Annotated in this window: 20 protein-coding genes; 6 read left to right on the top strand and 14 right to left on the bottom strand. The window is 39.0% G+C overall.

What is annotated here, in order from left to right:
• Positions 1 to 6 precede the first annotated feature (6 nt).
• From ABKA15_RS03065 to ABKA15_RS03040, 6 genes are all read right to left on the bottom strand, one after another.
• Positions 7 to 864: an SDR family oxidoreductase gene (locus ABKA15_RS03065; protein WP_049514377.1), complete on the bottom strand. Its 858-nt coding sequence runs from the start codon at positions 862 to 864 to the stop codon at positions 7 to 9.
• 55 nt (positions 865 to 919) lie between these two features.
• A complete protein-coding gene (gene pepV / locus ABKA15_RS03060; RefSeq protein ID WP_049514379.1) occupies positions 920 to 2,320 on the bottom strand; it encodes a dipeptidase PepV in 1,401 nt (466 codons plus the stop codon).
• Positions 2,321 to 2,339: 19 nt separating this feature from the next.
• Entirely contained in the window at positions 2,340 to 2,945 is a 606-nt protein-coding gene (locus tag ABKA15_RS03055) for a nitroreductase family protein (RefSeq protein ID WP_049514381.1), read from the bottom strand.
• Positions 2,946 to 3,051: 106 nt separating this feature from the next.
• Positions 3,052 to 4,851 (bottom strand): excinuclease ABC subunit UvrC, encoded by a 1,800-nt coding sequence (gene uvrC, locus ABKA15_RS03050; protein ID WP_049514383.1) that lies wholly within the window; start codon positions 4,849 to 4,851, stop codon positions 3,052 to 3,054.
• Positions 4,852 to 5,002: 151 nt separating this feature from the next.
• Positions 5,003 to 6,736, bottom strand: a complete 1,734-nt coding sequence (gene ptsP / locus ABKA15_RS03045; protein ID WP_003031909.1) for a phosphoenolpyruvate--protein phosphotransferase — start codon at positions 6,734 to 6,736, stop codon at positions 5,003 to 5,005.
• Between the two features lies 1 nt (position 6,737).
• Positions 6,738 to 7,001: a phosphocarrier protein HPr gene (locus tag ABKA15_RS03040; RefSeq protein ID WP_003023815.1), complete on the bottom strand. Its 264-nt coding sequence runs from the start codon at positions 6,999 to 7,001 to the stop codon at positions 6,738 to 6,740.
• Positions 7,002 to 7,397: 396 nt separating this feature from the next.
• Between ABKA15_RS03040 and nrdH the strand changes: the two genes are divergently transcribed.
• From nrdH to nrdF, 3 genes are all read left to right on the top strand, one after another.
• Positions 7,398 to 7,616: a glutaredoxin-like protein NrdH gene (gene nrdH, locus ABKA15_RS03035; protein WP_003023812.1), complete on the top strand. Its 219-nt coding sequence runs from the start codon at positions 7,398 to 7,400 to the stop codon at positions 7,614 to 7,616.
• A 255-nt stretch (positions 7,617 to 7,871) separates the two neighbouring features.
• Positions 7,872 to 10,031 carry a class 1b ribonucleoside-diphosphate reductase subunit alpha gene (gene nrdE, locus ABKA15_RS03030; RefSeq protein ID WP_049514385.1) on the top strand — a complete coding sequence of 720 codons (2,160 nt, stop codon included), beginning with the start codon at positions 7,872 to 7,874 and terminating at the stop codon, positions 10,029 to 10,031.
• A gap of 90 nt (positions 10,032 to 10,121) precedes the next feature.
• Positions 10,122 to 11,081, top strand: a complete 960-nt coding sequence (gene nrdF, locus ABKA15_RS03025) for a class 1b ribonucleoside-diphosphate reductase subunit beta (protein WP_049514387.1) — start codon at positions 10,122 to 10,124, stop codon at positions 11,079 to 11,081.
• Between the two features lie 130 nt (positions 11,082 to 11,211).
• On the opposite strand, the gene ABKA15_RS03020 is transcribed toward nrdF, so the two are convergent.
• From ABKA15_RS03020 to ABKA15_RS03000, 5 genes are all read right to left on the bottom strand, one after another.
• The gene (locus ABKA15_RS03020) at positions 11,212 to 11,913 is read right to left on the bottom strand and encodes a type II CAAX endopeptidase family protein (RefSeq protein ID WP_049514388.1); all 702 of its coding nucleotides are present in this window, start codon (positions 11,911 to 11,913) and stop codon (positions 11,212 to 11,214) included.
• Between the two features lie 152 nt (positions 11,914 to 12,065).
• Positions 12,066 to 12,779 (bottom strand): DUF3169 family protein, encoded by a 714-nt coding sequence (locus ABKA15_RS03015; RefSeq protein ID WP_224785079.1) that lies wholly within the window; start codon positions 12,777 to 12,779, stop codon positions 12,066 to 12,068.
• A complete protein-coding gene (locus ABKA15_RS03010; protein ID WP_037607910.1) occupies positions 12,757 to 12,984 on the bottom strand; it encodes a helix-turn-helix transcriptional regulator in 228 nt (75 codons plus the stop codon). The genes ABKA15_RS03015 and ABKA15_RS03010 overlap by 23 nt, the downstream gene beginning before the upstream one ends.
• Positions 12,985 to 13,173: 189 nt before the next feature.
• Entirely contained in the window at positions 13,174 to 15,273 is a 2,100-nt protein-coding gene (locus tag ABKA15_RS03005) for a C69 family dipeptidase (RefSeq protein WP_049514391.1), read from the bottom strand.
• A gap of 307 nt (positions 15,274 to 15,580) precedes the next feature.
• Positions 15,581 to 16,321, bottom strand: coding sequence for a 1-acyl-sn-glycerol-3-phosphate acyltransferase (locus ABKA15_RS03000; RefSeq protein WP_049514393.1), 741 nt, complete (start codon positions 16,319 to 16,321; stop codon positions 15,581 to 15,583).
• A gap of 119 nt (positions 16,322 to 16,440) precedes the next feature.
• Here ABKA15_RS03000 and ABKA15_RS02995 point away from each other — a divergent pair, with 119 nt between their 5' ends.
• The 3 genes from ABKA15_RS02995 to ABKA15_RS02985 all read left to right on the top strand — a co-directional run bounded on the left by ABKA15_RS02995 (position 16,441) and on the right by ABKA15_RS02985 (position 19,895).
• Positions 16,441 to 18,795 (top strand): cation-translocating P-type ATPase, encoded by a 2,355-nt coding sequence (locus ABKA15_RS02995; protein ID WP_049514395.1) that lies wholly within the window; start codon positions 16,441 to 16,443, stop codon positions 18,793 to 18,795.
• 106 nt (positions 18,796 to 18,901) lie between these two features.
• Positions 18,902 to 19,648 carry a tRNA1(Val) (adenine(37)-N6)-methyltransferase gene (locus ABKA15_RS02990; RefSeq protein WP_003030036.1) on the top strand — a complete coding sequence of 249 codons (747 nt, stop codon included), beginning with the start codon at positions 18,902 to 18,904 and terminating at the stop codon, positions 19,646 to 19,648.
• Positions 19,638 to 19,895, top strand: a complete 258-nt coding sequence (locus ABKA15_RS02985) for a GIY-YIG nuclease family protein (protein ID WP_003030037.1) — start codon at positions 19,638 to 19,640, stop codon at positions 19,893 to 19,895. The genes ABKA15_RS02990 and ABKA15_RS02985 overlap by 11 nt, the downstream gene beginning before the upstream one ends.
• 33 nt (positions 19,896 to 19,928) lie before the next feature.
• Here the strand turns inward: ABKA15_RS02985 and ABKA15_RS02980 are convergent, their stop codons facing one another.
• From ABKA15_RS02980 to ABKA15_RS02970, 3 genes are all read right to left on the bottom strand, one after another.
• The gene (locus tag ABKA15_RS02980; protein WP_049514397.1) at positions 19,929 to 22,157 is read right to left on the bottom strand and encodes a glycosyl hydrolase 53 family protein; all 2,229 of its coding nucleotides are present in this window, start codon (positions 22,155 to 22,157) and stop codon (positions 19,929 to 19,931) included.
• Positions 22,158 to 22,269: 112 nt separating this feature from the next.
• The gene (locus ABKA15_RS02975; RefSeq protein WP_003041218.1) at positions 22,270 to 23,925 is read right to left on the bottom strand and encodes a PTS lactose transporter subunit IIBC; all 1,656 of its coding nucleotides are present in this window, start codon (positions 23,923 to 23,925) and stop codon (positions 22,270 to 22,272) included.
• Between the two features lie 4 nt (positions 23,926 to 23,929).
• Entirely contained in the window at positions 23,930 to 24,253 is a 324-nt protein-coding gene (locus ABKA15_RS02970) for a PTS lactose/cellobiose transporter subunit IIA (RefSeq protein ID WP_003030041.1), read from the bottom strand.
• Positions 24,254 to 24,260 lie beyond the last annotated feature (7 nt).

The following is a 24,260-nucleotide window of genomic DNA, read 5'->3' as shown; positions in this document are numbered from 1 at the left end:
TTGCCTCTATTTTTGATAATTTTTCCTCATATAGCTTTTCAAATCAGTTGCCTGCCGTCCTGTGATTGTCCGAAAATCATCTGTCACAATATCCAGACAGCCTTGACTTCCAGCTTGATAAAGAGAAGCCAGCACAACACCGAAACCTTTTGGTTGATCATAAAGGGCAGCAAATTCCTCAACCGTCACTGGTTGGTAGCCAATCTCGTGACCAGAAACCTCGGACAAAAGATTAGCCAGCTCCAACATTGTGTAATTGCGTTCTTGAGTCAAAACATACGTCTTTCCCTGTAAGGCAGGTAACATAGCCAGTCTGACAATAGCTTCTGCACTGTCTTCTCGCGAAATAAAGCTCATTTTGGCATTTTCCATTGGATAAATGACCGCCTTGCGCTCTATTAACTCAGGTAAATAAGGTACCAATGGATCAGCATACATAGCATTTTTGATAATGCTGTAAGAAAATCCAGCTGATGCTAGACGAGTATTGGCATAAGCAAAGAAAGCCGCCATGTGAAATGGACTATTGACTTGATCGGCGAAAAATCCAACAAAGATAAAGTGCTTAACTCCAGCTCTTTCTGCCGCAATAACTGAATTTTCAAACTCGGGTACACGCACAATACTTGGATGAGAAATACTTGGAATGTAAATCAAAATATCCATTCCACGCCAAGCCTCGACCATAGAATCCACATCTAAATAATCAGCTTCTCTGACATCAATCCCTGCTGCTGCATACTGGCTCGCTTTTTGGGGACTTCGAACAGATAGCCGAATGTCATTAGAATTTAAATATTTTTGTGCTTCAGCAACGACCTTTTGCCCCAATTGACCTGTCGCACTCGTAATTGTATAAATCATAATGGTCCTCTTTCTTTGAAAGAAACTCAACTATTTCTAGCTGAGTTTACGTCCTTTATTTAATCAATTCATAGATTGCCTCAGCATAAATAGCTGCTGCACGGAAAAGATCTTCTACATCTATAAATTCATTTGCTTGGTGCATGGTATCTGTATAGCCTGGGAACATGGCACCATAAGCAACACCGCGTTTCAAGAGACGACCAAACGTTCCTCCACCAATAATTTGCTCATAACCTTTCAGACCTGTTTGCTTTTCATACACATCTAAAAGTGTCTTCACAAGCGGATCTTCCATTGGAACATAGTGGGGAACATGCTCGTGCTCGGACAATGTCACTGTCTCCACAGGTAAGTTTTCCAATTTAGATTTGATCATTTCTGGATTGGTTCCTTGTGGATAGCGGAAATTAAGGGCAATGGTGTTGTCGTTGCTTGCTTCATCGAAGCGGAAAACACCAGCATTCATAGAAAGAGCACCCATTTTTTCATCTACATAATCTACTTTCAGAGCTTTTCCTGCATGGTCTTCTAAAAGAATGTTCCCAGCCACTTCAAGATAATCCTTAGCAGAACCTGCAAAGTCAAACTGGGTCAAGAATTTCGCCAAATAAGTCGCGCCATTGACACCAGATTGTGGAGAAGCTCCGTGGGCGGATTTCCCAACAATCGTAACTGTTATTTGTCCACTCGGTAATTCTTGGTATTCAAATCGAAGTTCGTGTTCCTTTGCAAATTCATCCAATTTATCTACAAGATTTGGCACATTTCCTGATACCACTGCTGTTGCAGATTCAGGAACCATATTTTCACGAAGCCCGCCAGTAAAGCTATGCAAGCGCGCAGCTCCGCTATTTTCCCCTGCAAAATGAAGATATTCGGTAATATTTCCTTTTTCACCATTGATAATTGGAAATTCTGCGTCTGGTGAAAAGCCAAAATTAGGCTCTGGCAGACCAACATGCTTGAAATAATAATCCATATCAGCCCAGCCGGATTCTTCATCTGTACCAACTACAAAACGAACCTTCTTAGATGTCGGTAAACCCAATTCTTTGATAATTTTCAAGCCGTAATAGCAAGCCATTGTCGGTCCCTTGTCATCGCTCGCACCGCGCGCAAATAATTTACCGTCCTTGATAGTTGGCGTATAAGGATCTGTATCCCAGCCACTTCCAGCCGGCACAACATCCATATGCGCAAAAATTCCAAGCACTTCTTTTCCTTCACCATATTCAAAATGCCCTGCATAATTGTCAACATTCTTTGTTGGATAGCCATCACGCGCGGCTAATTCTAAGAATTTTTCCAAAGCCTTAACAGGTCCAAGCCCAAAAGGATGTTCTTTATCTGCTTTCGTGTCATCTCGCTCGGAATTAATTTCCAAAAGGCTAAACAAGTCAGCCAGCAGAGCATCGCGACGTTTCTCAACTTCTGCTTTAAAATCAATCGTCATAAAATCAGATTCCTTTCTATCAACGTTTTTCAATAATCTCGTCCACTGGCAAACGATAGCTTGGCTCCAGTTTATCATCTGTATAACCAACGGTAATTAAAAGTTCTGGACGGAAGCGTTCGTCAATATCTAGCACTTGATTAGCTTTTGACTTATCAAATCCAAGGATAATATTGGAACCAATTCCTTGGTCAGTCAAAGCCAACACAAGATTCATTGCCACCAAACCAGCATTTAAAGCCAAATAATCGCTTTTTTGCTGCTCAGAATAATGACTATACTCAACCGGTAAATTTTGCATATAATATTGCAACAATTCGTCGGACATATTATTGACCCCAGCTACACGAGCAATTTTCCGAGCTCGTTTAACTAAGTCTGTATCTGTAAAAAGAGCAATCGTCACAGGTGCTTCTGTGATTTGGTCTTTGTTTGCACCGAAAGCAATCTCAGCCAATTCTGCATTTTTCTCACGCACAACTACAAATTTCCAAGGCTGGCTATTGTGAGCACTTGGCGCTAAAGTTGCAATTTCAATTGCCGTCCGCACATCTTTCGGATCAACTGCTTTATCATTGAAATACTTCGTTGCATGACGCTTTTTATTTAATTCAAGAAATTTCATAGGGACTTTCCTTTTCTTATTATACTAATTTCATTTTACCATAAATTGGAAGAGCTTGCAGAGGTTTTTCACGAGAAATAGTCTGATGAACTTGCTTCCCTAAAATCTAGGAGTTGGTTATCTTTTTATCTGTAGATTTGCTCAATTTCTCCTGCACAGCCTCCGCCACTTTTCGCGGTACGCCTACTTCGACAATTTCCTCAACACTAGCTTTCTTGATGTTAGTCAAAGATTTAAAATGTCGCATCAAATTCTGCTTGCGCTTGGGTCCTAGCCCCTCAATACCATCCAATTGCGAAGAAAAGGAGTTTTTTGAGCGAAGCTGGCGGTGGAAGGTAATGGCAAAGCGGTGCACCTCATCTTGAATGCGTTGCAAAAGGAAAAATTCCTGCGAATTGCGAGACAATTCGACCACTTTCAAAGGATCGCCAAAGAGCAATTCATGCGTCTGGTGCTTGTCGTTCTTTTGCAAACCAGCGATAGGAATATCTAACCCTAATTGATGTTGAATGACGTCTTTAGCAATGTTGACTTGACCCTGACCACCGTCAATGACAATAAGATCAGGCGGTATTAAACCATCGCGCATGACTCGGCTATAGCGACGCTTAATCACTTCTCGCATACTAGCATAGTCATCAGGACCGATAACTGTCTTAATCTTATACTTGCGATAATCCCTTTTGCTGGGTTTCCCATTGATAAAGACCACCATAGCTGAAACAGGACTGGTTCCCATAATATTGGAATTATCAAAGGACTCAATCCGAACTGGGGTGGGAATATTGAGCAACTGCCCTAGATTTTCAATGGCTCCTTGCGTTTTTTCAACAGATTTCTCCAACAAATCAAACTTCTGCTGCAAACTAACTTGCGCATTTTTAATAGCCAAATTAACCAACTGTTTCTTCTCTCCTCGCTGAGGTTTGAGAATCTTCGTATCTACCACAGCCTGAACAGCTACATCATCAATATCAGACGGAATCAAAATTTCATTGGGAATCAGATGAGATTTTTCCTGATAAAATTGACCAATATAGGTCAGAAAATCCTCATCGGGATCATTGTAGTAAGGAAACATATTCACGTCTCGCTCAATGAGTTTTCCTTGACGGACAAAGAACACCTGCACACATATCCAGCCTTTGTCTACATAATAACCAAAGACATCCCGATTCTGCAAATCCTTCGCCATGACTCGTTGTTTAGTGCGAAGCGTCGCAATGCTTTGAAGCAAGTCGCGGTACTCAGCCGCTTTTTCAAACTCCATTTTCTCAGCCGCACTAGTCATTTTCCTTTTCAGCTCATCAATAATCTTATCATCATGCCCTTTGAGAAAGTCTGATACTTCTTGAGCCATATCTTGAAAAAAATGTGGTTCATTATGGCAGATAGTGTGAGCTCGGCACTGCCCAATGTGGTAGTAGAAACAAACCTTCTCAGGCGGATTAGTGCATTTGCGAAAAGGGAAAATTCGATCCAGCAGGCGCTTAATTTCATTGGCAGCACCTACATCAGGATAAGGACCAAAGTAGAGCCCCCCATCCTTTTTGACCTGACGCGTAATAATTAGACGCGGATATGTCTCATTGGTAATTTTGATAAAAGGGTAGGACTTATCATCCTTGAGCATGATATTGTACTTAGGCTGATTTTCCTTGATGAGATTGATTTCAAGCAGCAAAGCTTCAATGTTAGACTCCGTGACAATAAACTCAAAATCCTCAATCTCAGATACCAGCGCTTCGGTCTTAGTATCATGGCTCCCACGAAAATAAGAGCGCACCCGATTGCGCAAATTCTTAGCCTTACCTACGTAAATAATGGTACCATTTTTATCTTTGTGAATATAGCAACCTGGACTGGTTGGTAGCAATTCTAATTTTGATTGAATCAAGTTATTCATAATTATCATTATAGCAAAAATGAGCAAAAGGAAGTAAAAAGGAACACAGAAAGCCTAAATGATTTGCAATATAAAGAAAGAGGACAACAACGCCCTCTTTCAATAACTGAGATTTCAATTGTCTTAATTGACAATGGTCTTCGTTTCGATATTATTCAAAATCAAGATATTCTTTTTCAAGTTCAAGAACTTCTTCCATCGTTGCACATTCTGTAAGAGCACGTTGAGCGAGTTCTTGCATCTTCTTCGTATCCAATTTCTTCATCAAGCTACGTGTACGAAGAACAGATGTAGCACTCATTGAAAACTCATCCAGACCAATACCAACTAGAAGTGGAACAGCAGTTTGATCACCCGCCATTTCACCACACATACCAGCCCACTTGCCTTCAGCATGAGCAGCTTTGACCACTCGATCCACTAAACGTAAGATAGATGGGTTGTATGGTTGATAAAGGTAAGAAACTTGTTCATTCATACGGTCAGCAGCCATTGTGTATTGAATCAAGTCATTGGTACCAATTGAGAAGAAGTCAACTTCTTTTGCAAATTGGTCAGCAAGCATTGCTGCCGCTGGAATTTCAATCATGATACCAACTTGAATATTGTCCGCAACTGCCACACCCTCTGCAAGCAATTTAGATTTTTCTTCTTCCAAAATGCCTTTTGCAGCACGGAATTCAGTCAACAAAGCAACCATTGGGAACATGATACGCAATTGTCCATGCACAGATGCACGCAAAAGTGCACGTAATTGTGTGCGGAACATTGCATTTCCTGTTTCAGAAATAGAAATACGAAGAGCACGGAATCCAAGAAACGGATTCATTTCTTTTGGCAAATCAAAGTAAGGAAGTTCTTTGTCTCCACCGATGTCCATTGTACGGACAACAACTGGTTTGCCATTCATCCCTTCAAGTACAGCTTTATAAGCTTCATACTGCTCATCTTCTGTTGGGAAATCTTGCGAATCCATATAAAGAAACTCAGTACGGTAAAGCCCGACAGCTTCTGCGCCATTTGCATTCACACCTTCGACATCTTTAGGTGTACCGATATTTGCAGCCAGTTCAAAATGTTTTCCGTCAGCTGTTACTGTTTCAGCATCTTTCAGCAAATCCCATTCAGCTTTTTGTTTTGCATAGGCTTCACCCGCTGCTTTAAAGGTTGCAACTTGTTCTTCTGTTGGATTGATAATAACCTCACCAGTAATTCCATTCACGGCAACTGTATCACCGTCTTTTACTAATTCGGTAATGTTATTTGTTCCAAGAACCGCAGCAATTTCAAGAGTACGAGCCATAATAGCCGAGTGGCTTGTACGTCCACCAATATTGGTTACAAAAGCTTTAACAAAGTTTTTATCTAATTGAGCGGTATCAGAAGGAGTCAAGTCATGGGCAATCACAACCACTTCTTCATTGATCATAGCAGGGTTTGGCAAGCGTACACCAAGCAAGTGAGCCAACACACGTTTGGTCACGTCGCGAATATCTGCCGCACGTTCTTGCATGTATGGATTATCTTCCATATTTTCAAAGAGAGTGATGAACATGTCTGTTACTTCTTTTAGACCTGCTTCAGCATTCACTTTTTTTGCACGAATTGTTTCTTTAATCTGACCAATCATTTCTGGGTCAGAAAGTACCATTAAATGAGCATCAAATACTTGAGCTGCTTCTTCTCCAAGGCTTTCTACTGCTTTCTCACGGATAACAGAAAGCTCGTTCTGTGAAGCTTCAAGAGCTACATCCAAACGAGCCTCTTCTGCATTTGTATCTTCGACTGAAGCAGTCTCAAATGATAAATCCGGTTGAACGAGTAGATATGCCTTAGCAACAGCAACACCGTCAGATGCTGCAATTCCTTTTAGCATTTCTGTCATGTTAAGCCAATCCTTCTTTTGTCATTGTTTCTGCGATTGCTACAATTGCATCATCAGCGTCTGCACCTTCTGCAGTAATTGTTACATCAGCCCCTTGACCAACACCAAGGCTCATAACACCCATGATTGATTTGAGGTTTACTGATTTACCTTTGTATTCAAGAGTAATATCTGAAGCAAATTTGCTAGCAGTTTGAACTAACAAAGTTGCTGGACGTGCGTGAATACCTGTTTCTGCCACAATGTGGAAATCTTTAGAAGCCATAGTTTGACTCTCCTTTAATGTAATCTTTTTGGGGTCTCATGTGATAACCCTTACAATTCTAGATTATAACATCTTTGTAAAATTTTTTCAAGAATTTTATGTGTATTCAGCAAGTCTTTTTTATGAGAATTACTGAAATTTCATTAAAACGAGATTTTCACTGTCCAATTGATTGACACATTTTTAATCCATTGTTCCCTAAGGAAAGCTTAGTCTAACGAAGCCCAAAACAGGAGTTCATTCTATCTTTTTCTTTTTTAAGAAAACACTATATCTAGTGCCATAGTATTTAAAACCCCAAAACAAAACACAATATTTAGAACATAATAGTTGACAAAATTCCCTGCTTTAGATATACTAATTCCATACTGAATTTAAAGAAATTAGGAGTTCATTATGGTAACTATTTATTCAAAAAATAATTGCGTTCAATGCAAAATGACAAAACGCTTCTTAGACACTAACCATGTAGAATATCGTGAAATCAATTTGGACGAACAGCCTGAATACATCGATCATGTGAAAAGCTTAGGCTTTAATGCTGCTCCAGTCGTTCAGACTCCAACGGAAGCATTTTCCGGTTTTCAACCAGGTAAATTGAAAAAATTATCATAATTTATGACATGTACATAATGGGAGAAATGGTTAAAACTGCGATAACTAGACAAAACCTTCTCCGTTCACTTTTTATACTCGGAAGAGTACCTTTGATGAAAACTTTGTTTTCTTCGTTCACCACCTCAACACTTTTCAAAACTGTTGAGTAACTTTGTGGGGTGAGACTACGAACTAAAATTTGCAATTTTTAGTTCTTGCCCGCCCCTCTTTCTTTTGCCAAATATCAAACCTAACACTTAGAAAAGGAACACTATGGGACTCAAACAATTAGAAGATGTGACGTATTTCCGTCTCAATAATGAAATCAACCGTCCAATCAACGGACAGATTATGCTTCACAAAGATAAGGAAGCCTTGGAAGCATTCTTTAAAGAAAATGTTGAACCAAATACAAAAAAATTCTCTTCTATCACAGAAAAAATTCACTATTTAATTCAAGAAAACTATTTAGAAAAAGAATTCATCCAGCTTTATTCACCTGAATACATCGAAGAACTATCCAGCTTCATTCATGAACAAGATTTTCATTTTAAATCTTTCATGGCAGCTTATAAATTCTATAATCAATATGCTCTCAAAACAAATGACGGTGAATATTACCTTGAAAGCATGGAAGACCGCGTTCTTTTCAACGCGCTCTATTTTGCCGACGGTGATGAAGCAATTGCCAAAGATATTGCCAATGAAATCATTCATCAACGGTATCAACCAGCAACTCCAAGTTTCTTGAATGCCGGACGTGCTAGGCGTGGTGAATTAGTTTCTTGTTTCTTGATTCAAGTCACTGATGATATGAATTCAATCGGTCGTTCTATCAATTCAGCTCTGCAATTATCTCGGATTGGCGGTGGCGTTGGAATTTCCCTCAGTAACCTGCGGGAAGCGGGTGCCCCTATCAAAGGTTATGAAGGGGCTGCTTCTGGTGTAGTACCAGTTATGAAGCTCTTTGAAGACAGCTTTTCATACTCTAATCAATTAGGTCAACGTCAAGGAGCCGGTGTTGTTTATCTTAATGTCTTTCACCCAGATATTATCGCTTTTCTTTCAACTAAGAAAGAGAATGCCGATGAAAAAGTACGGGTAAAAACTCTTTCTTTGGGTGTTGTCATTCCAGATAAATTCTACGAATTAGCTCGGAAGAACGAAGATATGTATCTCTTTAGCCCTTATTCTATCGAACGGGAATATGGCATTCCATTTGCCTACATTGACATTACCGAAAAATATGACGAATTGGTTGCCAATCCTAAGATTAATAAAACGAAGATTAAAGCTCGTGATTTAGAAACTGAAATTTCCAAGTTGCAGCAGGAATCTGGCTATCCTTATGTAGTTAATATCGATACTGCTAATCGCGCGAATCCAGTAGACGGCAAGATTATCATGAGCAATCTCTGCTCCGAAATCCTGCAAGTCCAAGAACCAAGTCTCTTGAATGACGCTCAAGAATTCGTTCGTTTAGGAACAGATGTTTCTTGCAATCTCGGCTCTACCAATGTGGTTAATATGATGACTTCGCCAGATTTTGGTAAGTCTATCCGTACCATGACACGTGCGCTGACGTTTGTTACAGATAGCTCTCACATCAAAGCTGTTCCGACTATTGATCATGGTAATAGCTTAGCTCACACTTTTGGGCTAGGTGCCATGGGCTTGCACAGTTATCTGGCTCAACAATTGATTGAATACGGATCAGCTGAATCTGTTGAGTTTACCAGCATTTACTTTATGCTCATGAATTATTGGACACTTGTTGAGTCCAATAATATTGCCCGTGAGCGCGGGGTGGTTTTCCATAACTTTGAAAAGTCTGATTATGCAAATGGTTCATACTTTGACAAATATGTGACCGGTGAATTTGTACCAAAATCTGACCGAGTGAAAAAACTCTTTGAAAATATCTTTATTCCTTCTGCAAAAGATTGGACTGAGCTACGCGAGAAAGTCATGACAGACGGTCTTTATCACCAAAATCGCTTAGCTGTTGCGCCGAATGGCTCTATCAGCTATATCAATGATGTCTCTGCTTCTATCCACCCAATTACACAACGCATCGAAGAACGCCAAGAAAAGAAAATCGGAAAAATCTACTACCCAGCAGCAGGACTGTCAACTGAGACTATTCCTTACTATACTAGCGCTTACGACATGGATATGCGTAAAGTCATTGATGTTTATGCAGCAGCTACTGAGCACGTAGATCAAGGGTTATCTCTGACCCTCTTTATGCGCAGCGACATTCCACAAGGACTCTACGAATGGAAAACCGAATGCAAACAAACGACACGCGACCTGTCTATCCTGCGCAACTATGCCTTTAACAAGGGCATCAAATCAATCTATTATGTCCGTACCTTTACAGATAACGGCGGCGAAGTTGGAGCCAACCAGTGTGAGAGCTGCGTGATTTAACGAGATTTAAAATTTTTAAAAGCCTTTCAGAACAAATTTAAACTATCTGTAAACAATAAGAATCAACTGGAATAAAAGAAAGTAATCAACATGAAAACCTATTATAAAGCCATTAACTGGAATGCCATTGAAGATGTCATTGACAAATCTACTTGGGAAAAACTGACCGAGCAGTTCTGGCTCGATACACGAATCCCCCTCTCCAACGATTTGGACGACTGGAGAAAATTATCACCTGAAGAAAAAGACCTTGTTGGTAAGGTCTTCGGCGGATTAACATTATTGGATACGATGCAATCCCAATCAGGTGTCGAAGCTATCCGAGGAGATATTCGCACACCTCATGAAGAGGCTGTGTTGAATAACATCCAATTCATGGAGTCTGTTCACGCTAAGTCGTATTCATCTATTTTCTCAACCCTTAACACGAAATCAGAAATTGACGAAATTTTTGAATGGACCAATACAAATCCTTATTTGCAAAAGAAAGCCGAAGTTATCAACGAGATTTACCTCAATGGAAATGCTCTTGAAAAGAAGGTTGCCAGTGTCTTTTTAGAAACCTTCCTCTTCTACTCTGGTTTCTTTACTCCGCTCTACTATCTTGGAAATAACAAATTAGCCAATGTAGCTGAAATCATCAAATTGATTATCCGCGATGAATCTGTCCACGGAACGTATATTGGCTATAAATTCCAATTAGGCTTTAACGAATTACCAGAAGAAGAGCAAGAAACATTCCGAGAGTGGATGTACGACCTGCTCTACACCCTCTATGAAAATGAGGAAGGCTACACAGAAACCTTATATGACGGTGTCGGCTGGACAGAAGAAGTCAAAACTTTCCTTCGTTATAATGCTAATAAAGCTCTCATGAATCTTGGTCAAGACCCACTTTTCCCTGACACGGCTGATGACGTCAATCCGATTGTCATGAATGGTATTTCAACCGGAACTTCTAACCACGACTTCTTTTCTCAAGTCGGAAACGGTTATCTTCTTGGTGAAGTTGAAGCCATGCAAGATGATGATTACAATTACGGGTTATAAAATATCAATTAATAAAAATAACATCTAATAACACAAAAACACGAATGAAGCAAGACCAGCAAGTAGCTGAAACTAAAATCGTTCGTGTTTTTATTATATTATTGTAAATGATTGTACTATTTTTACATCGCTATCGAAACATCGCAAACAGCATAACGAGAGCTGCTGGTGTGTTGTTTAAAATATGCACAGCTATTGAATCTTTCAGATTTCCTCGACGTGCAAAGGCAGCATAAAGGACTAATCCCATGGCAAAATAAAGTGGAAACTCTGTCCATTTTGAGATATGAGGAAGTGCAAAAATGATAGATGTTATGATGGCTGCTGATATTTTTTGATCTTTCTCAAAGAAAAAGATTGTCGCAAAACCACGGAATACTAATTCTTCAATCACCGGAGCTATTATTGCAACAGTTACTACATATAACAGAGCAAAAAAGATATGATTAACAGACATAATTTTTCCTAGATTTTGTAAAGCACTATCGTTACTGGTCGTACTTTGCCCTGTTAAAAAGATGTTTAGATAAGTTCCTAAAACCGCTACTACTCTTGCCGCTAAAAAGAACAACAATGCTTTCCCAAAATCTCCCCAAGAAAATGACAGGACTTTGATATCCTCTGAGACATGTGTCTGGTATCTCCTCCATAAAGTGCGGATAGCAAAAAACATGAGCACAAGGTAGGCTAACACCAGTAAAATTTCTATATACACGGGCAAATCTTGCCCTCTAGCTAGAAACAACATAGGAATGCCATTGATAGCCATGACTAACACAATTAGTCCCAATAATTTTACAATTCCAAGTCCAATATGGGCTATTTTTTTCATTAAAATTCTCCTCGTATAACTAGTTATATTTCATAAGATTGGGACAGAACTTATCTTGAAAAATTTAAGTTCGTAGTCCCACTCTCAATCACCTACCACGTCATTCACTTATCACTAAATGAGATAGAGGCAGAAATACTTTTTGACCAGCCTTATTTAAAGTATTTCTTTATCATAGAAATATTTACTACATTGATGTAGAGGTGGATAAAGACCACGATTGCAATAGGAAGGTATTGAACTTCACGTAATAGAAGCGAAATAGTGAACAGGAGGATGTAAAACGCTGGCAAAATGAACTGATTTAACTGAAAAAGAATCTTAAAGCTCTGCTCATAATGTGCTTCTCTTTCTGCTTCATCATAGGTCTTCATCAAGGCTAAAACATCTTCAGGAAATGTAACGATTGGCAATTTAAAATGCCGAACCTGCTCAATTGTCTTTTGGAGACAATATTGTCCATATAGAATAAAAGTAAGTGCTACATAAGGAAATAAACTGCCTGTAATCAAAACACTATTTTTAGTAATGAATACATTAAATGATGTTAGTATATCAAAAATCGTCAAGATTGTCACAACGTCTAATAAAATAGTACCATATTCCAGATTTTTGAACATCTTCTGATAAAGTTGTTCATTTAATTCATCTCCATTTGTTGACTGCTTTTGAATTGTTCGACTAGACTGTAGTAAATAAATCGTCATGCAGAATAAAAGCAGATTGAGCACACGAATAATCCAACCCCAAAGTATGCTATTTAAAAAGATTGGAAAATGGAAATTTCCGAGCCAACTACTTGCTACAAAAATTCCTAGCAAAACACTCACTACTAGTAAACCACTAATTTTCATCCATTTTTTCATCGCTATTCTCCTTTAGATAAAATACATTTTCTACGTTTTCTCCAAAAATATGTGCAATCTTCAAGGCAATGATGACAGACGGAGCATACTCTCCCCGCTCAATCAAACTGACGGTTTGTCGAGAAACTCCTGCTTTTTTAGCCAACTCTGTTTGATTCAACCTATCTCGCGCTCGAAGTTCTTTTAATCGATTTTCCAGCTTCATATGCTCCTCTCCTTTCATCTCTATTGTAACTCATTCGTGTCACTTTGTCAACTATTATTGTCAAAAATAATATTATCATTGTCAATTTAATGTAGAAATTTATTCAATTCATATAAAAATCCCCCAAAGTTAGTTTTGTATCCAACTTTGAGGGAATTCTTCAACATGATGTTGATTTTCTTGCTTCAACTAGTCACTATTCTTTTTTGAACGTTTTGCTAAGATGAAGATGACAACTCCTAAAATGACAATTCCTACTAAACCAAGGAAGGTTACTTTTTCACCAGTTGACGGAAGGAAGCCACGTTTATTTTGTTTTGGCGTTTCTTTGACAACTTTGTAATTTACTTTGTAAGTAGAGAAGTGTGTTGTTTTAAAGCTAATCGTTTGATCTTTGTTGAGAACAAAATCAAATTTTTCCGCTTGCTTGCCGTCTTTCATAGCATAAACAGAATCCACCGTAGCACCTTGCTTCACTGGTACTGTCACTACTGTTGAACTGACTTGTGATACTGTTTCGCCTTTCGGATTGGTCAAGGTAATGTCATAGCTGTCTGCGTTTTCTTCAATCGTCTTTTTAACTGCTAATTTGAGATTAGCTTTCACTAAATCTACATTTTGCAAGCGAACACCCGTGGCTGTATCCACTAAGGTATCAGAAGTTTCGCTTGGTTTAGGTTTTTCAGTATCCGATGAACTAGATGTAGACGTTTCATTTGTACTTGACGAAGATTGAGATTGAGATGTAGACGAAGTGGAAGATGTGGTTGAAGATGACTCACTTGTACTTGAAGATGGTTCTGAGCTAGAGCTTGGTGGCGTTTGCTCATTTTTAATCTTTTCTTCCATTTCAGCTTCTAGAGCTTTCATTTCTTTAAAGACTTCCTCTGCACGCGCCATACTAGACGCAGTCACTTCTTCTGACGAAGCTCCACCTGCAGCTGCGTATTGTTCATCTAATTTGGCTTGTTCTTCAATCAATCGTGCTTCCAAAGCTTTCCATTTTTCTTGAATGCTATTGCCAAATAATTTTTGATGCTTGGCTGCCATATCGTAAATGTGTGACGCAACCCAGTACCAAGAATCTTTGTCATATTTCGTTGTATCAACTTGATAAGCAGCATAAGTATTGTTGATATTTCCATAGTATGGCAAGTATGGTGCAAATCGAGGACTACCAACAGAAAGCCACATTGTACCACCACCCATGCTGGCAGGGATATTATCTTTCAATTGGAAGATATGGGCTTCCATTACATTTGGATTGCCAAGAGGATATTTGTAGACTGGATCTACTTTTCCACGTTGAGGAATGCCCTTCCCGTCCAATTCCATTTGGTCAAGGGGTTTAAATTGCGTTCCTTCAAAACGGTTCCGCTGCATCCGCATCACATCTGCAACGCTGATTTTTTTATTGCTAGATTGCAACAAATCAAAATATTTATCATCATAATTGACTGGTGCGTCTGGGTTCAAAGCCTTAATACCAGCCCAAGCCCGTGAACGATCAGCTTCTGCCATTGGCGGATTGTAAGATTGGGAAATATGGAATTTGCCATTGATTTCCTTGTAGGAATTTGCATCTCGTGCTACTTTTTCCACATTTTCTGAAGCAATGACATTTTCCTTATCATTAAAATCAACACTTCCTAAGAAGAAGGTATTAGGGAAAATACTGTATTTGTCGTCTGGATATTTAATGGCAACATATTGATGACCAGACAAGATTTCCATGTACCAGACACCTGTCTTATCTGCAATTGTCACAATGTTTCCTTCAGCAGCTCCTTGTTTTTTGACAATCTCTGCGATGAGCTCCACACCTTCACGAGCTGTTTTGACATGTGGCAAGACAACCGTTGTCATAATGGATTCTGCTAAACCTTTTTCCACATAAGGATCAACTTTCTGGATAGCTTTATTCGCCTTAGCTGACACTGTAGCAGAAATGGAAACTCCATGCTCATTGAAGCCTACTTCATCAAAAATACCTTCTTTTGGTGTAACATCCGAAACAGAAGTATATTTATAGCTATGTGCGGGTAATTGCCATTCAAAGCCATTGGCTTCATCAATCAGCTTTTCTCCCGCTTGATTGTCCTTGGCTGGATGAACTTTAAAGACTTTGTTATGATTAGGCTCCAAATCCTCTGTACGACCATACAAAGTAGAGCCGTCTGCCGTCAAGTTCTTCCCGACAATGAAACCTGTACAGGCTTCTACTGCTTGAAAAGGAAAGAGCATAAGAGCAGATAACAGAATTGTTAAGCGAAAAATCAATTTTTTCATATATTTCTCCTTTTATGATTGCATGTTGAATACATCAACTTTTAAGAGTGAGCATCACTCTTATCACCTTTTTTAAACCGTATACCTTAAATTTAGTATACTATTTTAAGTCTATTTTAGCAAGCGTTTTCATATAAGTTTTGTGTGTTGTGGTTCTTTTTATCTCAAAATTTACAAACAAAAAAGGTCGGGGCAAAAATTCCCAACCTCAAAGCAGTTCTTTGCGCAATTAGATGTGCTACTTGTTTACTACGAGAGTAGTTCAAGTCTGAGATACTACTGCATCAGGTTCTTTTATAGCATATTTTTATTTCCTATGTTTATCAGGATCCCAAACGAAACTTGCGATGAAACTGAAAGCAAATGTTAGTAAGCCAACAACAATTGACAGTAGCAGAGCGATCAAACGGGGGAGTAACAATGATATATTTGGATTTTTTTTCACTTGAAGTGCAGCTACTTCGACATCTAAGCGATCAAATTCAACTTGAATGCGACGGGCGACTTCTTCCACACCCTCGTCATTCATCTTTTTGATATCTGAAATATCAATAGGTTGTCCAAAGTCCATGTCCACGCGCTCACCTTTTGCTAAACCTTTCAGACTCATCGGTCCTACATAAACAACTGGAAGAATGCGCACCTTTGCCATTTTAGCAATCAGTGCAACGCCACCTTTCACATCTGTCGAATGTCGGCTTCCACTTGGAAACATAATTAAAGACCGATTGCTTGATTTCAACATCTTGACGGGGTATTTAATAGCAGATGCTCCTGGATTTTCACGGTCAATTGGAAATGCGCCACACATGCGAATCCACCAGCCGAAAACGCGATTTGTGAACAGTTCTTTCTTTGCCATAAAGATAAATTGCTTGGGCCTTGTTGCAAAAGCCATGTAAACAGGATCCCACCAAGTACGGTGTGGAGCCACTAAAATATAATTTTCCTCTTGGTCTGGAATGTTCTCCAAATGGTGGTAGTGAGCATTACCATTTAAAGCCCATAAAATCAACATCACCAATCTTCTTAAATATCTATAAAACATAGGCTCTCCCTTCTTATCCTTTTCATTATACCTTATCCAATGTCCACTCGCAAACTTTTTTTGCTTTGAAACTGTTACAGCTGAATGAATTCTATTAGAAATTTTACTAAAAAAATGGTATGATTAACCTCATGAACATGAAAGAATTTACGGGATTAACCCACCAGCAAGTCCAAGAAAAAATTTCACAAGGACTCACCAATGATTTTACAGTCAATACAAGTATCAGCACTTGGCAAATCATCAAGCGTAATGTTTTTACGCTATTTAATGCGTTAAATTTTGCCATTGCCGTAGCACTCGTTATTGTACAAGCCTGGAGCAATCTGGTCTTCTTTGCCGTTATCTGCTTCAATGCTTTTTCTGGAATTGTCACCGAATTGCGCGCCAAGCACATGGTTGATAAGCTCAATCTCTTAAATAAAGAAAAGATTAGTGTTATCCGTAATGGGCAAACCACATCTATTAATCCAGAAGAATTGGTTCTAGGTGATGTGATTCGTTTGAACGCAGGTGAGCAAATTCCAAGCGATGCAACTGTTTTAGACGGTTTTGCAGAAGTAAACGAAGCTATGCTGACAGGAGAAAGTGACCTCGTCCAAAAGGAGATTGGGGATCAACTGCTCTCAGGAAGTTTTCTTGTCAGTGGTCATGTAATAGCTGAAATTACTCATGTTGGAGCTGACAATTACGCCTCTAAGCTCATGCTAGAAGCTAAAACCGTTAAACCAATCCATTCTCGCATCATGAAATCCATGGACAGAATTGCAGGTTTCACAGGGAAAATCATTATTCCTTTTGGAATTGCGCTCTTTCTAGAAGCACTTTTGGTAAAACACTTGCCTGTCAAAGATTCGGTTGTCAATACTTCGACAGCTCTTCTGGGAATGTTGCCAAAAGGAATCGCACTTTTAACGATTACCTCGCTTTTAACAGCGGTCATCAAGCTGGGCTTGCGAAAAGTCCTCGTACAGGAAATGTACTCCGTTGAAACGCTGGCTCGTGTTGACATGCTCTGCCTTGATAAGACAGGCACCATTACACAAGGAAAAATGCACGTCGAAACAGTTAGCCCGCTCACAGAAGATTTTTCAGAACAAGCAGTCTCTGAAATTCTTAGCGCTTATATCGCTGCAAGCGATGACAACAATCCGACCTCCCAAGCAATCCGCAAACAATTTACAAGTTCTTCTAATTACCAAACGAGTAACGCTATTCCATTTTCTAGTGACCGTAAATGGGGAGCTATGGAAATGTCGGACTTAGGTACTGTCTTTCTCGGTGCGCCTGAAATGCTCTTTAACAAAGAGATTGAGATTGCCCAAGCAGCCCAACAGCGAGGTTCGCGCGTACTCGCTTTAGCCATTAGTCCTGAACGCATTGACCATAAACACATTTACTTACCTAATAATGTTCAACCTATTGCTATTTTAGAAATTACAGATCCGATTCGTGACGGGGTAGCTGATACCTTGGAATACTTACGCTCACAAGAAGTTGGCTTAAAAATCATATCAGGTGACAATCCGGTTACTGTATCAAACATTGCTGCAAAGGCAGGTTTTGCAAACTACCAAAGTTATGTTGATTGCTCAAAAGTAACAGATCAAGAGTTGATTGAGCTGGCAGAAACGACTGCTATCTTTGGTCGTGTTTCTCCTCATCAAAAGAAACTTATCATTCAAACCCTGAAAAAAGCAGGGCATACCACAGCTATGACCGGTGACGGGGTCAATGATATTCTGGCCTTGCGTGAAGCAGACTGCTCCATTGCTATGGCTGAAGGAGATCCCGCAACCCGACAAGTTGCCAATCTCGTCTTGCTTAATTCTGATTTTAATGATGTCCCTGAAATTCTCTTTGAAGGACGCCGCGTTGTTAATAACATCGCCCGCATTGCACCAATTTTCCTCATTAAAACAACCTATTCGTTCATTTTGACAATCATTTGTATTTCTAGTATTCTGTTGGGACGAGCAGAATGGCTCTTAGTCTTTCCATTTATCCCCATTCAAATCACCTTGATTGACCAATTTGTTGAAGGTTTGCCGCCCTTTGTCCTCACCTTTGAGCGAAATATCAAACCTATTGAACAAGATTTCCTTAAAAAAGCAATTTTCAAGGCGCTACCTAGCGGGCTAATGGTCGTCTTTAGCGTTTTATTTGTCAATATTTTTGGTGGACTGCATGGCTGGTCACAGGTGGAAATCTCAACTTTACTTTATTATTTATTAGGCTCTATCGGCTTTCTATCTGTTGTTCGTGCCTGCCTGCCACTTAATCTCTGGCGGATTCTGCTGATCCTCTGGTCCCTCGTAGGATTCTTTGGAACAGCCATTCTTCTACAAAAATACATTGAAATCGCTACTCTAACCAGTAATAGCTTCCCTGTCTACATTATTCTGATGATTCTCTTTACAATTACTTTTATTGTCGTGACACACATACAGAACAAACGGGAGCAAAGTTTATAAATCTTAAGAATTAATACCTACAGGCAGTAAGAAAAACCGTACATTTTTGTCTTACTGCTTATTTTTGTTACTTCTTTTCCTCTACATCATGATATAATAAGGGTATATGGCAGAAATTCTTTTAAAAGACGGTGAGCGAGTTAATCAGCTCTTTTCTACTGACGTCAAAATTATTCAAAATCGAGAGGTCTTTAGCTACTCAGTAGATAGTGTACTCCTCTCCCGTTTCCCAAACTTACCTAAGCGTGGTCTTATCGTGGATCTTTGTGCTGGAAATGGTGCCGTTGGGCTTTTTGCAAGCACCCGAACTAAGGCTCAAATCATAGCGGTTGAAATTCAGGAAAGACTGGCAGATATGGCAGAGCGCTCTATTGAGCTAAATGGTCTAACCCACCAAATGCAGGTTATTCAGGATGATTTGAAATATCTCACCCACTATATTGACGGTAGTAAAGTAGACATGATTTTATGCAATCCACCCTATTTTAAAGTGGATGAACATTCTAATCTCAATGCAAGCCGACATTATCTGCTTGCACGTCATGAAATTGCGACCAATCTGGAAGAAATCTGTCGAATCTCCCAACGAGTTTTAAAGTCCAACGGACGTTTAGCAATGGTGCATCGTCCTGAACGATTCCTTGATATTATTGACACCATGATAGCGCATAATCTAGCTCCAAAACGTATTCAGTTTGTTTACCCAAAAGCAAATCGCGAAGCCAATATGCTCCTCATTGAAGCTATCAAAGATGGTTCCCGTGACGGGTTAAAAATCCTGCCACCGCTTTTCATTCATAATGAAGATGGCAGCTACACTCCAGAAATTCATGAGATTTACTATGGAAACTAAAGCCTACATGTACGTTCTGGAATGCGCCGATGGCTCTCTCTACACAGGGTACACGACCGATGTCAAAAAACGACTTTATACGCATAATACTGGAAAAGGCGCCAAATACACGCGTACACGATTACCCGTTACTCTTTTATATCAAGAAGAATTTCCCGACAAACCTTCTGCCATGTCAGCCGAAGCCCTCTTTAAAAGAAAAACACGACAACAAAAATTAGAATATATCGCAGATAAGAAAAAGTAGAAAGCGGGAGGTCTTTCTACTTTTTTCAATGATTTATTGGTTATTTTTCTTAGAAATAACAGCAACAAAGACACTCAGAAAAACAACACCGATACCAGCTAAATATGACATGCTAGTCCCTGTACTTGGTAATAATTCTTTGGTTTTAGCTAATTTTTTGTCACTTGTAGTAGGCAAAGTTTCCTTGTTTCTATTCGTTTGAGAAGACTTTTCATTTTTATTAGACGAATCAGAATCTGTCAACCCAGCATGGGAGTTTTCTCCTTTTTGTTCTTTGCTATTAGAATTTTCCTTTGTTTTTTTGCTATCTTCATGCTGAACATTAGATGAAGATTGATTTTCTAGTGGTACAAGGACTCGAATGGCAGTCTGTAATGCTTCACATTCTGCATCAATCTCTGCTTGTGTCGCATCATCTTTTTGTAAAATAACTTGTGCTTCTTCTACTTGTTCTTTTAAGTTCGCAAGTGAATCCTTTGTATAATGCATAGTTTCCGCTAATTTTTCTTTTGCCGAAGAAAGAGTGGTTCCCAACTTTGTCTTATCTACTCCTTCTTTGGTTAAAAGCAAATCGTCAATTGTTCCCCATGAACCTTTATTTGCTTTCACACATATTCCCAGTGTCACCTCGGTCTCTTTTGTTAATGTAAAGCTCAATTTAGCTGTCTGCCAATTTGACCAACCAGCTAGTTTGACTTTTTCACTTTGAACATTTACTGCCTCAGCACGAGCAAAAGCATAAATATCTTCAGAGCCATTCGTATCACCACCTTGAATTTGAGCAGAAAATTGATAAGTTCCTGCTGGAAGTGTTATCTTTCTTTCAACGCCAGTTATATAATTGTTTGTGCCATTGTAGAAATTCATGGCATACTTGCCTGTTTTAGGCGTGTCTTGTCTACGCTTGATAAAATCATTAAAAGTATAATCTGAAAGATCTTCTTCCTCAAAGCTAGAATTTGATAACAAACTCTCTTGCTGCCCTGTTTCTTCATTCTTATCATATTTTAGATTTGTATTCAACCCAGTATAAACATATTTAAACGTCGCAAGTGATGGCAAAGCTTTTCCTGTAAAATCAAACAATGCTTGATTATCCCATTCAGAGCCACCGTAATTTTCCTGATTAACATTTGGATCATACCCAATGACGGCACTAGAAGCCCAGCCCGAACCGTATTTTTCCCAAATAGGTGTATTTACTTCTTTTCCTTTGGAACTAACCGGTGTCCAAGCTGGTTCCCAATAAAAGATGCCTAATGCACTTGCTTTATTGGCTGCATCAATGACATCTCGTAAGGCATGCGATTGCCCTTGAATAGAGGCAGGATAGCCACCTACCAGCATTTGATTTTGTGTTCGGATAACATTTTGTTGACCATCTCCATCTTCTAATGTATAGGCATAAGAAGTCTCTGCTACAAGCGTCTTTTTCCCATACTTTTCGGTTACTGTCTTTAAAACTGAAGTCAGATTATCTAAATTACCATGCCAAAAACTATAATAACTAGTAGCAAACACATCATAATCAATATGGTGATCTGATAAACCTTTTGCGTAATTCAGTATCGTTTCCGTTTTATCTGGGTTGGTAAAATGAAAAGCTATCAATATAGTTGCATCCACTTCTCGCACTGCTTTGGCGCCTGCTGCAAACAACTGATAGCGTTCCTCTCCTGCTTCACCTGCTATCCCACTACTCGTTGTTTCATTACCAACTTGAACCATTCCTACATTTACACCAGCTGCTTTTATTTTTTCAAGACTAGCTTTGGTGTATTGATATAAAGCCTCTGATTTTTCAGACACATTCATATTTGTCCAATCTTTTGGTGGAACTTGACGTCCTGGATCAGCCCAAAAATCTGAATAATGAAAGTCCACTAGTAGCCGCATACCATGTGCTGTAGCTCGTTTTCCAATCTCAATCGCCTTTTCTATATCGCTATTTCCAGCACCATAACCATGTCCGTTATGATCATAAGGATTATTCCATACTCTGACGCGAATGTAATTCACACCATTTTCTTTCAAAATATCAAAGATATCTTTGATATTTCCATTTTCATCTTTGTACTCTACACCACTTTTTTCTTGAGCAATTACTGTTGAAATATCCGTCCCCATGATAAAATCAGATGATAAATTTTCAACTTTATCAACACGTATTTTAGTATTTTCATTAGCTTTAATAGGAATGACTCCTCCAAGCAAACAAAGACTAGCAGCAAAAACAAGCGACAATCTTAATCCTATTTTCATACAGTTTTCCTATTTCTATTTAGTTTAATATTTTAGTGTTCGCTTTAAAAAACTGATAAAACAAGAACTAGGTTTTATCAGTTTTTAAACGAACATTTTATAAGAAGGCTAGTTATTCAAAATGCGAAAGAACGAATTGCACAGCGCCTTTAGGATCACGTGTCAATTTGATATATTCAGCACCTTTTGTCGCAACAAGTTTGATGCCCAATTTATCCGTATCTTTCTTAATATCTTCATAGTAAGAATTGACTTGTGGAGCTAGCACAATCATGTCGAAATCTTTCATAATATCGTAGTGCGAACCATAAGCACCAGCTGTTGAACTGAGGTCTATGCCTAACTCTGCTGCGCCTTCTGTTAGTGCATTTGCTAGCATGGCGCTTGTCCCTGCACCGGCACATAGAACCAAAATATTATGATGCTTTCCATCTGCAACCGCTTGAATTTGATCGTCTATTTCAGCTTCTGCCGCTTCTTCAAGCTCAATCACTTCTGCCTTTTTCGCTTCTTCTTCTACTAATGAATCATCGTACGCTTTGATAAATGGAAGGTAGATGAGAGAATCAACTACAATCAACAACAGCATCAAGACAATAGATAAGATTCCTGCACCCGTACCTAAAATCAAGCCAATCGGTGCTGGCGTTGCCCAAGGAAGGACATACATAAAACTATTCATACCTAACACATCAACAAAGAACTTGAAAGCACAAACATTGATCATTGGAGTGATTAAAAATGGAATAAAGAAATAAGGATTTAAAATAATCGGCGTTGCAAACAACAATGGTTCATTGACTGCAAAGCAAACCGGAACAAAGGAAGCTTTTCCGACAGCTTTTAATTGCTTAGATTTTGCAAAGAGCATGAAGAGGAATGGAACAACCAATGTTGCACCTGTACCACCCATTGTGCCAACAAAGTTTCCAAGTCCAACTGTCAACACGTTTGAAGCATGGTGACCTGCTTTTACCAACTGTAAATTCGTTTCCACATTTGCATAAATAATCGCGACAATAGCTGGTTCTACAATTGAAGGACCATGCACACCAACAAACCAGAAGAGCGCCATTGCTCCCCAAATAATCGAAATTCCTAAATAGCCATCAGCTGCGGTAAATAAAGGTTGGAGAAGTGTGATAACGGCTTCTGCAAACGAATGCCCAAAGAAATAACGCACGATTGTATCAATCAGAACAGCAGCAAATACTGCAAATGAAAATGGAAAGACGTCACGGAAAGTTTGAGAAATTGTTCCAGGAACTTCTTTTGGCATCTTAATAGTAATGTCTTTCAATACACAGAATTTATAAACATTCACCGTGATAAAAGCTGCTACAAAAGCCGCTAAAATCCCTTTTGTTCCCATGTAGCCATTGGCTAAACCGTTTTCAATTTGATCCACACTTAAAAGGAGGAAGCTCACAATGGAAGCCAACATAACAGAAACCGAATTGATAGTCTTGTTGGTCGGCATATTGCGGTTCATTGATTCTGACAAACAACGAGCAGTCGTAGCGGACACTAGAATAGCCACTACACCCATAGAATAGCCATATACTTTCCAAAGCCAAGTAGAAACGTCATTTGGCAACTTAAATCCAAAAATTTCTGGAATTGCTGCTAGCAAGATAAAAATACTTGAAAATAAAATGGCGGGCATGGCGGCTAAAAAGCCGTCACGAATAGCACCAAGATAAATATTGCGTGATATTTTTTCAAAGAAAGGTTTTCCTTTCTCAATTTGTTTGATAATTCCGTTCATGGAATTAGTCCTCCTTGTATTGATTTTTATATAATTCAATAAAATCTACGATCAATTCTTTTAACAATAATGTCGTCATCAAATGATCTTGACCGTGAATAAAGATAAATCCTAAATCTAAATCTTCCCCAGCTGCCTCTTGTGCTAAAATCTGCGTTTGTGAATTGTGGGCTAAATTTAAATTTTCATCTGCTTCTTTTAAAGCAGCATCTACATTTGTAAAATTCCCTTGACGAACCTCTTTCAGCAAATTCAGTAAACAACTACGTGCATCTCCCGAATAAGCTACGATTTCAAATCCCAACATTTGTAATTCGTTTTTATTCATTTCATCT

The sequence above is a fragment of the Streptococcus sp. KHUD_010 genome (genome assembly GCF_040207525.1).
Taxonomy (GTDB): domain Bacteria; phylum Bacillota; class Bacilli; order Lactobacillales; family Streptococcaceae; genus Streptococcus; species Streptococcus hominis.
Note: the sequence above shows the minus strand (reverse complement) of the source record. Positions and strands in the feature narration are given on the sequence as shown.

Excerpts from the sequence above, each read along its gene's own strand:
- ABKA15_RS03065 (WP_049514377.1), bottom strand. The coding sequence starts at position 864 with ATGATTTATACAATTACGAGTGCGACAGGTCAATTGGGGCAAAAGGTC.
- pepV (WP_049514379.1), bottom strand. The coding sequence starts at position 2,320 with ATGACGATTGATTTTAAAGCAGAAGTTGAGAAACGTCGCGATGCTCTG.
- ABKA15_RS03055 (WP_049514381.1), bottom strand. The coding sequence starts at position 2,945 with ATGAAATTTCTTGAATTAAATAAAAAGCGTCATGCAACGAAGTATTTC.
- uvrC (WP_049514383.1), bottom strand. The coding sequence starts at position 4,851 with ATGAATAACTTGATTCAATCAAAATTAGAATTGCTACCAACCAGTCCA.
- ptsP (WP_003031909.1), bottom strand. The coding sequence starts at position 6,736 with ATGACAGAAATGCTAAAAGGAATTGCAGCATCTGACGGTGTTGCTGTT.
- ABKA15_RS03040 (WP_003023815.1), bottom strand. The coding sequence starts at position 7,001 with ATGGCTTCTAAAGATTTCCACATTGTGGCAGAAACAGGTATTCACGCA.
- nrdH (WP_003023812.1), top strand. The coding sequence starts at position 7,398 with ATGGTAACTATTTATTCAAAAAATAATTGCGTTCAATGCAAAATGACA.
- nrdE (WP_049514385.1), top strand. The coding sequence starts at position 7,872 with ATGGGACTCAAACAATTAGAAGATGTGACGTATTTCCGTCTCAATAAT.
- nrdF (WP_049514387.1), top strand. The coding sequence starts at position 10,122 with ATGAAAACCTATTATAAAGCCATTAACTGGAATGCCATTGAAGATGTC.
- ABKA15_RS03020 (WP_049514388.1), bottom strand. The coding sequence starts at position 11,913 with ATGAAAAAAATAGCCCATATTGGACTTGGAATTGTAAAATTATTGGGA.
- ABKA15_RS03015 (WP_224785079.1), bottom strand. The coding sequence starts at position 12,779 with ATGAAAAAATGGATGAAAATTAGTGGTTTACTAGTAGTGAGTGTTTTG.
- ABKA15_RS03010 (WP_037607910.1), bottom strand. The coding sequence starts at position 12,984 with ATGAAGCTGGAAAATCGATTAAAAGAACTTCGAGCGCGAGATAGGTTG.
- ABKA15_RS03005 (WP_049514391.1), bottom strand. The coding sequence starts at position 15,273 with ATGAAAAAATTGATTTTTCGCTTAACAATTCTGTTATCTGCTCTTATG.
- ABKA15_RS03000 (WP_049514393.1), bottom strand. The coding sequence starts at position 16,321 with ATGTTTTATAGATATTTAAGAAGATTGGTGATGTTGATTTTATGGGCT.
- ABKA15_RS02995 (WP_049514395.1), top strand. The coding sequence starts at position 16,441 with ATGATTAACCTCATGAACATGAAAGAATTTACGGGATTAACCCACCAG.
- ABKA15_RS02990 (WP_003030036.1), top strand. The coding sequence starts at position 18,902 with ATGGCAGAAATTCTTTTAAAAGACGGTGAGCGAGTTAATCAGCTCTTT.
- ABKA15_RS02985 (WP_003030037.1), top strand. The coding sequence starts at position 19,638 with ATGGAAACTAAAGCCTACATGTACGTTCTGGAATGCGCCGATGGCTCT.
- ABKA15_RS02980 (WP_049514397.1), bottom strand. The coding sequence starts at position 22,157 with ATGAAAATAGGATTAAGATTGTCGCTTGTTTTTGCTGCTAGTCTTTGT.
- ABKA15_RS02975 (WP_003041218.1), bottom strand. The coding sequence starts at position 23,925 with ATGAACGGAATTATCAAACAAATTGAGAAAGGAAAACCTTTCTTTGAA.
- ABKA15_RS02970 (WP_003030041.1), bottom strand. The coding sequence starts at position 24,253 with ATGAATAAAAACGAATTACAAATGTTGGGATTTGAAATCGTAGCTTAT.